This is a genomic window from Saccharopolyspora kobensis (assembly GCF_900108315.1).
Classification (GTDB): Bacteria; Actinomycetota; Actinomycetes; order Mycobacteriales; family Pseudonocardiaceae; genus Saccharopolyspora; species Saccharopolyspora kobensis.
Window position 1 is genome coordinate 1 of the sequence record NZ_FNVB01000005.1, and the last position, 12,069, is coordinate 12,069.

The 12,069-nt window shown below is 69.6% G+C and carries 11 protein-coding genes and 1 rRNA gene; 3 read left to right on the plus strand and 9 right to left on the minus strand.

The annotated features are described in order from the left end of the window. The 6 genes from C4T78_RS16945 to C4T78_RS16975 form a co-directional block, all read right to left on the minus strand. A 16S ribosomal RNA gene (locus C4T78_RS16945) occupies positions 1 to 89 on the minus strand; the annotation flags it as partial. Between the two features lie 865 nt (positions 90 to 954). Then, complete coding sequence (locus tag C4T78_RS16955; RefSeq protein WP_093348677.1) at positions 955 to 2,541, minus strand: ABC transporter ATP-binding protein; 1,587 nt, start codon at positions 2,539 to 2,541, stop codon at positions 955 to 957. Further along, complete coding sequence (locus tag C4T78_RS16960) at positions 2,538 to 3,359, minus strand: ABC transporter permease (protein WP_235863199.1); 822 nt, start codon at positions 3,357 to 3,359, stop codon at positions 2,538 to 2,540. The genes C4T78_RS16955 and C4T78_RS16960 overlap by 4 nt, the downstream gene beginning before the upstream one ends. A 226-nt stretch (positions 3,360 to 3,585) precedes the next feature. Beyond that, the gene (locus C4T78_RS16965) at positions 3,586 to 4,545 is read right to left on the minus strand and encodes an ABC transporter permease (protein ID WP_093348682.1); all 960 of its coding nucleotides are present in this window, start codon (positions 4,543 to 4,545) and stop codon (positions 3,586 to 3,588) included. 1 nt (position 4,546) lies between these two features. Next, entirely contained in the window at positions 4,547 to 6,160 is a 1,614-nt protein-coding gene (locus C4T78_RS16970) for an ABC transporter substrate-binding protein (protein ID WP_093348685.1), read from the minus strand. A 119-nt stretch (positions 6,161 to 6,279) separates the two neighbouring features. Next, entirely contained in the window at positions 6,280 to 6,741 is a 462-nt protein-coding gene (locus C4T78_RS16975) for a histone-like nucleoid-structuring protein Lsr2 (RefSeq protein ID WP_093348687.1), read from the minus strand. A 362-nt stretch (positions 6,742 to 7,103) separates the two neighbouring features. On the opposite strand from C4T78_RS16975, the gene C4T78_RS16980 reads away from it, so the two are divergent. Beyond that, on the plus strand, positions 7,104 to 7,448 hold the full coding sequence (locus C4T78_RS16980; protein ID WP_093157756.1) for a histone-like nucleoid-structuring protein Lsr2: 345 nt from the start codon (positions 7,104 to 7,106) through the stop codon (positions 7,446 to 7,448). A gap of 102 nt (positions 7,449 to 7,550) precedes the next feature. On the opposite strand, the gene rbsK is transcribed toward C4T78_RS16980, so the two are convergent. After that, complete coding sequence (gene rbsK, locus C4T78_RS16985) at positions 7,551 to 8,450, minus strand: ribokinase (protein ID WP_093349993.1); 900 nt, start codon at positions 8,448 to 8,450, stop codon at positions 7,551 to 7,553. 103 nt (positions 8,451 to 8,553) lie between these two features. On the opposite strand from rbsK, the gene C4T78_RS16990 reads away from it, so the two are divergent. Together C4T78_RS16990 and map are read left to right on the plus strand one after the other, a co-directional pair. Next, positions 8,554 to 9,621 carry a hypothetical protein gene (locus tag C4T78_RS16990; protein WP_093348690.1) on the plus strand — a complete coding sequence of 356 codons (1,068 nt, stop codon included), beginning with the start codon at positions 8,554 to 8,556 and terminating at the stop codon, positions 9,619 to 9,621. A gap of 107 nt (positions 9,622 to 9,728) precedes the next feature. Further along, a complete protein-coding gene (map, locus tag C4T78_RS16995) occupies positions 9,729 to 10,505 on the plus strand; it encodes a type I methionyl aminopeptidase (RefSeq protein WP_093348693.1) in 777 nt (258 codons plus the stop codon). A 106-nt stretch (positions 10,506 to 10,611) separates the two neighbouring features. Here the strand turns inward: map and C4T78_RS17000 are convergent, their stop codons facing one another. Next, a complete protein-coding gene (locus C4T78_RS17000) occupies positions 10,612 to 11,484 on the minus strand; it encodes a spermidine synthase (RefSeq protein WP_093348695.1) in 873 nt (290 codons plus the stop codon). 192 nt (positions 11,485 to 11,676) lie between these two features. Further along, positions 11,677 to 12,069 carry an adenosylmethionine decarboxylase gene (gene speD / locus C4T78_RS17005; protein ID WP_093157750.1) on the minus strand — a complete coding sequence of 131 codons (393 nt, stop codon included), beginning with the start codon at positions 12,067 to 12,069 and terminating at the stop codon, positions 11,677 to 11,679.

A 12,069-nucleotide genomic window follows, 5' to 3' on the forward strand; every position in this document is an offset into this window, starting at 1 on the left:
CCACACCCGAAAGTGCTTCAGCGTTCGACTTGCATGTGTTAAGCACGCCGCCAGCGTTCGTCCTGAGCCAGGATCAAACTCTCCAACAATGCTGTTGAACAATCCCAGCAGACACTCAAACCATCAAAGGCGAGCGTCATACTCAAAGAAACCACCAACCAAAACAAACATCTGGTCGGGGGCATAAAAGAACACTAACCAAAACAGTCCGCTGTTGAGTTCTCAAAGAACACACCCACACCATCACCCACGACCCGAATCAGGCCGCCAAGCTCCGGGGAGCATTTCCTCTGTTCGCTTTCGTGTTTACCACACTAGACCATCCCGTTTTCCGGAGTCAAATCGGGGGGGCACTCTCGTTTCCCCGCATCCAATTCGTTATCTACCGGATTCGAAGCGGTCTGTAGTTTTCAACACGTGCAAGCGTTTCGCATTTTCAAAGTCTTGCCGTTTCGGGCTCACCCACTCTACCACTCGTTCGTGGGAGCTTGGTTCGTGACCCCGCGCCAGGCCCGTTCCGGTTTTCCCGGCCCGTGTCGCTCTGACTCGTAGAACTTTACAGACCCCCGAACACCCCCTGAACACCACCCCCTCTTAAAGGTCATCTCCGCAGGTCAGACCTGATCTTCAGGCCTCTGCGGCGAGGTCCTCCCGGAGTGCTGTTGATGTCCACGTTCGTGTGGTCCTGCTTCGTCACCGCGATTCGTCCCGTGCGCGCGGGTAGCCTGCCAGGCGACCGTCAGAACGGGGGTACGCAGTGGACTCGACGCCGATCTACACCGAGCTGCGAAAGACTCTGATGGACCCGGAGGACCGGAATTGGGGTCCGAGCTCTCCTCCGGAGTTCGCCGCTGCGCTGGCGGATCGGGTCGAGCGGCCCAAGGCCGAGTCGAAGAAGCCGGCGCGCTCCGCTCCCGGTCAGCGCGCTCGCTCCCGACGGCACCGCGCCGAGGACTAGGCCAGCCGGCGTTCGCGCTGCCGCTCCGGGTCCGGCACCGGGACCGCGGCCAGCAGGCGCTGCGTGTACTCGTGCTCCGGGTTCCCGAGGACCTGCGCCGTCTCCCCCTGCTCCACCACCTGGCCGCGCCGCATGACGGCCACGCGGCGGGCGAGCATGTTCACCACCGCCAGGTCGTGGCTGATGAACAGGCAGCTGAAGTTCAGCCTGGCCTGCAGCGACTGGAACAGCTCCAGCACCGCGTCCTGCACCGAGACGTCCAGCGCGCTGGTCGGTTCGTCGGCGATCAGCAGTTCCGGTTCCAGCGCGAGGGCGCGGGCGATGCTGACGCGCTGCCGCTGACCGCCGGAGAGCTCGTGCGGGTAGCGCTGGCGTCTGGACGCGCCCAGCTCCACCGCGTCCAGGAGTTCGTCCACCCGCTTGTCGAGCTCCCGGCCTCGCGCGACGCGGTGCAGGCGGAGCGGTTCGGCGATGCTGTCCGCGATGCTCATCCGGGGATCCAGGGACGAGCCCGGGTCCTGGAAGACGATGCCGATGTTGCGCCGCAGCGGGCGCAGTCGGCGGGCCGGCAGGCGGCTGATGTCCTGGCCGTTGAGCACGATCCGGCCCTCAGCCGGGGTCAGCAGGCGGGCCGCGCACTTGCCGACGGTGGACTTGCCGGAGCCCGACTCGCCGACCAGCGCGAGGACCTCGCCCCGGTCGACGCGCAGCGATACGCCGTCCACCGCGCGCTGGCCGCCGTAGGTTACGACCAGGTCCTCGACGACGAGCACCGGTTCGGCCGGTTCGGGCTCCGCGCTCTCCCCGATCTCCAGCCTGGGCACCGCGGCGAGCAGCGCTTCGGTGTACTCGTGCTGGGGCGCGCGGAACAGGTCGGCGGCAGCCGCCTCCTCGACCACCTCGCCGCGGTACATCACCACCACCCGGTCGGCGAGGTCGGCTACGACGCCCATGTCGTGGGTGATCAGCAGGATCGTGGTGCCCAGCCGGTCGCGCAGGTCGCGCAGCAGGGCCAGGATCTCGGCCTGGACCGTCACGTCCAGCGCGGTGGTCGGCTCGTCGGCGATCAGCACCTTCGGCTCGCAGGCCAGCGCCATCGCGATCATCACGCGCTGCCGCTGACCGCCGGAGAGCTGGTGCGGGTAGTGCTTGAGCCGTCGCGCCGGTTCCGGGATGCCGACCAGGTCGAGCAGTTCCACGGCGCGCTCGCGGGCCTTCGCACTGGTCGTGCTGGTGTGCAGCCGGATCGCCTCGACGAGCTGCCAGCCGATGGTGAACACCGGGTTCAGCGAGGTCATCGGCTCCTGGAAGATCATCGCGATGTCCTTGCCGCGGACCCGGCGCAGTTCCTGCTCGCCGAGCTCGGCGCCGTCGAGCTCGATGCGCCCGGTGACCTCGGCGGTGCGCGGGAGCAGCCCCAGCGCGGACATCGCGGTCACGCTCTTGCCGGAGCCGGACTCGCCCACCACGGCCAGGATCTCGCCGGGTGCGACGCCGAAGCTGACCCCGCGCACCGCCTCGGCGGTGCCGTCCTCGGTGCGGAACCGAACCCGCAGGTCGGTGAAGGAAAGCACGTCGCTCATCGGTTCCCCTTCGGGTCCAGGGCGTCCCGCAGGCCGTCGCCGAGCAGGTTGAAGCCGAGCGTGGCGAGCACCACCGCGATGCCGGGGAAGACCACCAGCCACGGGGCCTGCGTGAAGTAGGTCTGCGCGGACGAGAGCATCACGCCCAGCGACGGGGTGGGCGGCTGCACGCCGAGGCCGAGGAAGGACAGCAGCGCTTCGCCGATGATGGCCTGCGGAATCGCCACCGTGATCTGCACCAGCAGGGCGTTCACCGAGTTCGGCAGGATGTGCCGGAACATCGCCGTGGCACCGGACGCACCGGCCGCCACGCTGGCGGTCACGTAGTCCTCACCGGCCAGCCGCAGGGTTTCGCCCCGCACGACCCGGATCAGGTTCGGCACCTGGGACAGGCCGATCGCGATCGCCGCGTTCACCATCGAGGCGCCCATGACCGCGGCGAGCCCGACGGCCAGCACCAGGAACGGGAAGGCCAGCAGCGTGTCGGTGATGCGGGAGACCACGGAGTCGACGACACCGCGGTAGTACCCGGCGATCAGGCCCAGCGGCACCGCCACCACGACGGCCAGCAGCACCGACAGCACGCCCACCACGATCGACGCGCGGACGCCGTAGAAGATGCGGGAGAGCTGGTCGCGGCCCAGTTCGTCGCTGCCCAGCGGCGCGGCCAGCGACGGCTGCTGCAGGACCTCGTCGAAGTTCACCGCGGCCGGATCGCTCGGTGCGATCAGCGGTGCGGCCAGCGCCACCAGCACGAACAGCACCGACAGGACGAGGCCGACGACGCCGGTGCGGTGCCGCAGCAGGCGGCGCAGCACGCGGCGGGATGCTGCCCCGCCTCTCCGCGATTCACAGTGGTGGTTGCGTTCGGCAGTGACCTCGCGTTGCGGGGTTTCTTGTGGCTGGTTTACGTCACGTTCCCCTGGGGTGCGGTTGCGCAGGGCTCGGGTTGGTTCAGAGCCGGGATTACTCATGCGGACACCTCCGAACGCTCCCCTGATGTGCGGTTGCGCAAGGCTCGGGTTGGTGCAGGGCTGGGGTTGCTCATGCCGCACCTCCGCTGACCCGGATTCGCGGGTCCACCACCGAATAGAGCAGGTCGACGAGCAGGTTCACCACGATGTAGCCGGCCGCGCTGATCAGCACCGCGGCCTGGATGACCGGGTAGTCGCGGGTGAACACCGCATCGACCATCAATTTGCCGAAGCCCGGCAGCACGAAGATCTGCTCGGTGACCACCGCGCCGGAGATCAGCGTGCCGAGCTGCAGGCCGAGGATGGTCAGCACGGTGATCAGGCTGTTGCGCAGGCCGTGCACCGCCACCACCCGGAACTCCCCCGCGCCCTTGGCGCGCGCGGTGCGCACGTAGTCGGCGCTCAGGGCGTCCAGCATGGACGATCGCATCTGCCGCATCAGCACCGCGGCCAGCCCGCTGCCCAGCACGAACGCCGGCATGATGAGCCGTTCCAGGTTGCCCAGCGGGGATTCGGTGAACGGCACGAAGCCCGATGCGGGCAGCCAGCCGAGGCCGACCGCGAAGACCAGCACGCACATCAGGCCGAGCCAGAAGTTCGGGATGGACAGTCCGAACAGCGACACCCCGTTGCCCAGCCAGTCCAGCGGCCCGCCGCGGCGGACGGCCGCGATCACGCCGGTGGTCAGCCCGATCAGCGCGGCGAACAGCAGGCTCAGCAGGGCCAGTTCGAGGGTGACCGGGATCCGGCTGAGGATGATCTCGCCGATCGGCAAGCCGGTCTGGGCCGATTCGCCCAGGTCGCCCTGCAGGGCGCGGCCGATCCAGCTCAGGTACTGCACGTGGACCGGCTCGTCGAGCAGGTAGGTGCGGCGGACCTCCTCGATCGCGGCGTCGTCGGCTTCGGCACCGGCCAGCGCGATGGCCGGGTCGCCGGGCAGCGCGCGCAGGCCCGCGAACACGACGAGCGAGACCAGCACCAGGGTCACCAGCGACTGCAGGACGCGGTTGAGCGCGTAGCTGCGCAGCATCTCAACTCCCGGACTCGACGCGACCGGCGGTCTTCAGCCGCATGATCCCGTCGGGGTAGACCTCGACACCGGCCAGCTCGGCGGTGTGCGCGGTGTAGTACTGCTGGCGGTAGAGGTAGATCACGTTGTTGCGCTGCTGCAGCTGCTCGACGACCTGCTCGTAGAGCTCGCGGCGGCGGTCGGTGTTCTGCTCGGCGGCGGCCTGCTTGAGCAGCGCGTCGGTCTCCGGCGTCGAGAAGCCGCTGTAGTTCTGCGCCGCGCCTTGCGCGTGCATGCCGGTGATGTTGCCGTCCGGGTCGGGGCGGCCGGACCAGCCGATCAGGAAGGTCTGGAAGCGGCCCTTCTTGCCCGCGGAGATGGCGCTGGTGGACTCGCTCGGGCGGAGCACGACGTCGAACCCGGCCTCGGCGGCCATCGCCTGGATGACCTGGCCGACGCGGCTGGTCGTGGAGTCGTTGGTGAGCAGCAGCTCGACGCGCACCGGGGTGCGCGCGCCCGCTTCGGCGAGCAGCCGGCGGGCCCGGGCCACGTCGTGCGGCGGGCAGGCCTGCGTCGCGGGGGTGGCGAACTCGCTGGTCGGCGGGATCGGGCCGCAGGCAGGCTGGTAGAGGCCGTTGAAGGCGATGCGGTTGAGCGTTTCGCGGTCGATGGACAGCGACAGCGCTTCCCGCACCCTGGGGTCGTTGGCCAGCGGTCCGTCGACGTGGCCGGTCTTCCCGTCGACGTTGTTGGTGTTGACGGTGATGCCCATGTACTGGATCGACGGCTGGTTGAGCAGCACCAGGTCCTGCTCGCGGGAGACCACCGGCACGTCCGGCGGGCCGACCTCCCAGACCACGTCGAACTCGCCGGAGCGCAGGTTGGCGATGCGGATGTTGTCGTCGGGGACCGCCTTGTAGACCAGCCGGTCCAGCCGCACCGCGTCGCGGTCGTAGTAGAACTCGCTGCGCTCCAGCACGATCCGGTCCTGGGCGATGCGCTCGACGAAGCGGAACGGGCCGACGCAGACCGGGTCGTCGGAGAAGTCCTCGCCGAGCTCGTCCAGCTTCGCCGGGGACATGATCATGCCCGCGCGGTCGGCGAGCACGGTGGGCAGCGGGGCGGACGGCTGCTTGAGCTTCAGCCGCACCGCGGTCGGATCCACGACCTCGACGGAGTCGATGGCGGTGAGCTCGGAGCGGCGGCCGGAGGACGGCAGTTCGCGGTGCCGGTCCAGGCTCTTCTTCACCGCTGCCGCGTCGAACGCGGTGCCGTCGTTGAACAGCACCCCGGTGCGCAGCGGGATGGTCAGCTCGCGCCCGTCCGGGGAGACGCGCGGGAGTTCGGTGGCGAGCTGCGGGACCGCGCGACCGGCCGGGTCGACGTCGTAGAGCTTCTCGCACATGCTGTTGAAGACCTGCCGCCCGGCCAGCGTGGTGGCCAGCGTCGGGTCCAGCTTGTCCGGCTCCTGGTCCAGCGCGATCACGGCTTCGCCGCCGCGCACCGTGGGTGCCTGCACCGAGGCGCGCAGCTGGCCGGCGGTCTGCTCGACGTCGACCAGCGGGCTGCACCCGGTCGCGCTCACCGCCAGGACCAGCAGTGCTGCCGGAGCACCACGTATCAACCGCGCCGTCACCGGGCCTCCCGCCAGCAAGAGGAGCAAAACGCGAGAACCGTATTTGCCGGCGGCCGGCCGTGTCCACAGCCGTGATCATTCCGGCATCGGGCCGGAACCCGGTGCCGCCCGTGGTGGGGTCAGTCGACGGCGGAGGAGAACAGCGGCAGCGAGACCGCGGAGGCCTGGGCCGGCTCCTTCTTCTCCGCAGCGGCGGCGTCGAAGCGCGGCGCGGATTCGACGATCTCGGGCTCGACGATCTCGGGCTCGACGGCCTCGGCCTGCGCCTCGGGCTGCTCGGTGGCCTTCTTGTGGTGCTCGCGGGTGCGCTGGGCGGCGCCGCGGATCTGCTCGGTCAGCTGCTTGTTGGCGAGGCGGGTCTGCTCCTCTTCGCGCTCCTGCTGACGGGTGGTGCGCGCCGGTTCCGGCTTGGGCTTGCGGGCCGCTTCGATGTAGCGGGTGAGCAGCGCGCGCAGCTCTTGGGCGTGTTCGTCGTTCAGGTCGATTTCGTACGTCACACCATCCAACGCGAAGGTAACGGTGTGGGTGGCTGGAGACCCGTCGATGTCGTCGACGAGTTCGACCTGAATCCGCTCGGCCATGATCACCTGTCTCGGGAACGTGCCCCGCCTCGATCCGCGACACTTGCAGGTAAGACTACTGCGAGTCCCGCTCACGTTGTAGCACGTGACATCTCAGTTGTCTCGCATCCAACCATAGAACAGCGGACCCACCTGCCGATAACCGCCAGGTGGGTTGGTGTTGCCAGGCGTGCGAGCAGCGCGACGAACGGGAACGCACGGTAACCGGCGCCCGGTCTATCCGGAAAGTAATGCAGGGCACAGCGGAGAAAATTCCGGCGGCGGGTGGAACATTCTTCGCGCGATCGTTTATTGTTCGCTCGCTCTTCTCCGCACGCGCGGTGCGGAGAAGGAGGGGAATCGGACCGGAATCGAGGGTTACCGTGGCGCAGAAAGTCACCGTTCAGCTCGTCGACGATGTCGACGGCACACCAGCCGACACCACCGTCGAGTTCGCCTTGGACGGGGTGAGCTACGCAATTGACCTGTCCTCGGACAATGCCTCGAAACTGCGCGACTCGCTCGCGTCTTTCGTGGCCAGCGCGCGGAAGACCGGCGGTCGCAAGCGGATCGCGACCAAGCCGGGCAAGCCGTCGAGCACCCCGACCACCGCGGACCGGGAACGCAACCAGGCCATTCGGGAATGGGCCCGGAATCAGGGCATGCAGGTTTCCGATCGGGGCCGCATTCCCGCCGAGGTCGTCGAGGCCTACGACAACGCTCAGTGAGCGCTGGCACGGACGGCCGGTATGCGGTCGGGGAAACCGGCCGTCCGTGAAACCCGGGAATGACGCCTCGTAACCGGGCGATCGACCTTCGGTAATTGCGCCTTATCGACCGGCGAGGAAGTCGGCGATTTCCCGGCGGGTCGGCATCGAACTGCTCGCTCCGTTGCGCTGCACCGACACCGCGGAACCGGCGGAGGCCGTGCGCATCGCCTCGGGCATGTCGGCGCCCTCGCCGAGCGCCGCGCTGAGCACGCCGACGTAGGTGTCGCCCGCCGCCGTGGTGTCCACCGCCTCCACCGGGAAGCTCGGCACCTCCACCCGCGCGCCGTCCCGGCTGCCGTAGAGCGAGCCGCGCGCACCGAGCGTGATCACCACTTCCGGGACAAGTTCGAGCAGCTTCTGCAGCGCCCGGTCCGGGTCGTCGTGGCCGGCCAGGATCGCCGCCTCGTGCTCGTTGGGCACCAGCACGTCCACGTTCGACAGGATGTCCTCGGACAGCTCCGCGGCGGGTGCCGGCGTGAGCACCACGCGCACCCCGTTGCGCCGCCCGGCCGCCGCGGCCGCGGCCACGCCGGAGAACGGGATCTCCAGCTGCAGCAACAGGCTCTGCGCGCCGGCGATGAGCTCCTCGTCGCCGTCGACCAGCCCGTCGACGGTGCCGTTGGCGGCGGGCACCACGACGATCGAGTTGCCGCCCTGGTCGTCCACCACGATGTGCGCGGTGCCGCTGCGGCCGGGCACCGCGCGCAGCCCTGCGATGTCCACATCGGACTCCTGCAGGACGCGGCGGATCTCCGAGCCGAACTCGTCCTCGCCGACCGCGCCGATCATGCGCACCGCCGCGCCCGCCTTCGCCGCGGCGAGCGCCTGGTTGGCGCCCTTCCCGCCCGGCACCGTGTGGAACTCCCGGCCCAGCACCGTCTCACCGCGCTTCGGGGCGGTGTCCGCGTACGCCACCAGGTCCATGTTGCAGCTGCCGAATACGGCCACAGTCGTCGTCACGTGGTCCATCATGGCTGATGAGGGACCCCGGATCGGCTGACGGGTCCGGGCGCCCGCGAGGACGTACCATGCCGACCAACCGGCGAGGAGAGGGCGAGACGCGGTGGACTATGCGGTGACAGCGGAGCTCGGACCGCCGAACGGCGTGGTGGAGCTCGACCCGCTGCAGCAGGAGGGGATCGCGGCCGTGCTGGACCGCCACCTCGCGCTGGTCGAGGGGGTCTCCGGCCCCGGTGACGCCGACATCGACGTCCTGGACTACCGCATCACCGTGCACCCGGCCGGGGCCAGCGTGGTGCTGGCGCTGGACGCGCCCTCGCTGCTGGCCGCGGAGGACGCCGCCGCCTCGGTGCTCGACGAGCTGATCGGCGAGAGCGAGGTGCTGGCGGGCTGGTCGGTCGCGCACTCGGAGGTGCGGATCACCGAGGACGAGTTCAACCGGCTGGCGGCCAGCGGCGAAGCGGTCGTCGACGAGCTGGAGGCGGCCGTCGAGGAGGCGCTGGAGAGCTCGGCGGAGCCCGCGATGGACGTCGAGCAGTGGCGGGCCCGGTTCCTCGGGCTCGCGCCGCGGCTGCGGGCGTTCGGGCCGGAGGCGTTCGGCGGGCCGGGCGACGCGGCGTCGCTGGCCGCCGGAGCGCTGGTGCACGCGGTGCGGGTGGTCACCGACGAGGTCTTCTACGACGAGCTGGCGCTGGCGGTGAACAACGCCACCGTCGCCGACGCGGTCGGCCTGCTGGTCCTGGAGGAGCTGCCGCCCTGCTACGACCACCGCTACGACGCGTTCTTCGCCCGTGCGTTCGTGCTGGCCTCGATGCCCGTCGCGGAGCGGTTGACCGCGTCGTCGTGGACGCCGCCGCGCTCGGTCGCCGAGGCGCTGGCGCTGCGGCTGTTCGTCAACGAGGCCAGGGTGGCGCTGGAGGCCGCCGAGCTGATGAACTGGGACGACAGCGAGCCGGTGTTCGCCGGTTTCGCCGCGCGGGCGGCCGGCGGGATGGCGCTCGACGAGCTGTACGAGATCGATCTGCCGCTGGCCGGAGACGCGGAGCCGGAGACGGCGGCGCAGGCCGCCAAGCTGGAGGCCGAGCTGCACTCGCGCGGCTTGGCGTTCGACCAGTGGTTCGCGCCGCGCGACGGGGACCCGGCGCAGCACCCCTACCTCGACTCGCTGTGAACCTCTTCGCCGGTCGGGGCGCGTGAGCCGCCTGGTTGGTATTTCTATACCGCTCGGTGCTAACGTCGGTATTATTATACCGGAATCCACTGGCACGCGAGGTACCCGTGATCGAGCTCAAGACGCCCACCGAGATCCAGCGCATGCACGTGACCGGCCAGTTCGTGGCCGAAGTGCTCACCGAGGTCGGCCGGATCGCCGACGTGGGCGTCAACCTGCTGGACATCGAGCACCACGTGCGCGACATGATCAAGCAGCGCGGCGCGGAGTCCTGCTACTGGGACTACGCCCCGTCCTTCGGCAAGGGGCCGTTCCGCAACGTCATCTGCCTCTCGGTCAACGACGCCGTCCTGCACGGTCTGCCGCACGACTACGTGCTGCGCGACGGTGACGTGCTCACCGCCGACATCGCGGTCGCCATCGACGGCTGGGTGGCCGACTCGGCGCGCACGGTCATCGTCGGCACCCCCGCCGAGGAGGACCTGCGGATCGTCCGCGCCACCGAGGAAGCGCTGGACGCGGCCATCGCGGCGGCGCGCGCGGGCAATCGGATCGGCGACATCTCGGCGGCGATCTGGGCGGTGGCCTGCGAGTACGGCTACCCGGTCAACACCGAGTTCGGCGGCCACGGGCTCGGGCGCACCATGCACGAGGACCCGCACGTGTCCAACCGGGGCAAGGCGGGGCGCGGCATGAAGCTGCAGGCGGGCATGACGCTCGCGCTGGAGCCGTGGTTCGCCCGCACCACCGACCGGATCGTCTTCGACCCGGACGGCTGGACGATCCGCTCGGCCGACGGCTCGCGCACGGCCCACTCCGAGCACACCGTGGCCATCACCGAGGACGCCGCCCTGGTGCTCACCCAGCGCGAATCGGCCGCCTGAAGAACCGTTTCCGCTGGTCAGCGACCGTGAGTGTTTTGGGGGCCTACAGCACCCCAAAACACTCACGGACCCGCGCCCGACCGCAGGCCGAGTCGGCTGCCGGTGTTCAGCCCTGGTTGCGGACCGAGTACGGCGGGACGGTGGCGCCGATGATCGTCGCCTCGTCGATCGTCTCCGGGCGGTACGACGACTTCGGGAACGCTTCGAGCAGCACGTTCGTCGGGTCGTCGATCGGCTCCACGCGGCCGAAGATGAACGCCCACTCGTGCTCGTCCGAGCCGAAGTAGGCGACCGTGTCGAACGCCGCCTGGAACCGGTTGTAGGCGCGGATCAGCGTCTCGTTGCGCCACACCGTCGGGCAGCCCGCCTGGAACGCGACGACCCCGCCCGCGGACAGCACCGACTGGCAGCGCTGGATGAACTCCATGCCGTAGAGCCGGTTGTGCTGCCCGTCGGCGTCGTCGGCCCGCTCGTCCGGCAGGTCGACGACCACGATGTCGTAGCCCTCCGGCGGCGCCTGGTCGAGGAAGCCCCAGCCGTCCGCGTAGTGCAGCTTGATCGGCCCGTCACCCCGCTCGGCGCGGGCCAGGTCCTCGGTGCTGTAGCCGTAGGGCAGGTGCTCGGCGCACTTGCGCACGCACAGCTCGTCGATGTCCACGTGGTCGACGCGGGTGGCGCCGGCGGCCACCGACATCTGGCTGGCCACGCCCTCGCTGGAACCGATGATCAGCACCCGCTCCACCTGCGCGGCCAGCAGGAACGCGGGCACCATCATCGCTTCGTGGTAGACCAGCTGGGAGAACTCGGTGCTCTGCCGGTCGTCGTCGCAGAACAGCGAGACGCCCTGTCCGGTGCGGCCGATCACCACGTGCTGGTAGGGGGTGTCGCCCTCCCACAGCACCTCGTCGACCCGCCACAGGCGCTGCAGGTCGGCGCCCATCGGCTCCTTGATCCACCGCTGCCCGTCGATTTCGATCAACGGTGCTCCTCCTTAGAGAGTGTTCCAGGCTCGTTCTGCTCGGCGGTGCGAGTAGCGGGTCCTCAGCGCCCTCCTGGACTGCGGGTGCCCCGACTCGTGTGCGGATACACGGCGTCAGGGCCGTCCGCCCAGGCGAACGCTGAGGACCCGCGGCGGCGCGAGCGCTGACCGCGCCCCCTCGCCACCGCAGGTTCAGCTCAGGTGTTCGTAGTCCCGGCCGCGCTGGATGGTCTGGACGTTCTGCGTCGTGGGGCGCAGCGCGTCGGCCAGCAGGCGCACCGCCAGCTCCGGCTTCGCCGTGTGCCCGCAGGTGAAGACGTCGATGAAGATCGAGCCGTCCTCCGGGTAGGTGTGCAGCGAGGCGTGGGATTCCGACAGCAGCGCCAACACGGTGACCCCCTGCGGTTCGAACCGCTTGGCGATCATCTGGCACACCGTGGCGTGCGACCGGCTCAGCGCGTCGTGCAGGGTCTCGCGCAGGAACTGCTCGTCGTCCAGCAGTTCCGGATCCACGCCCTCCAGCTCGGCGAGGACGTGCTGGCCGGTGAACAACCCGACCGGTGGTGTCCCGGTGTCGACGGACAT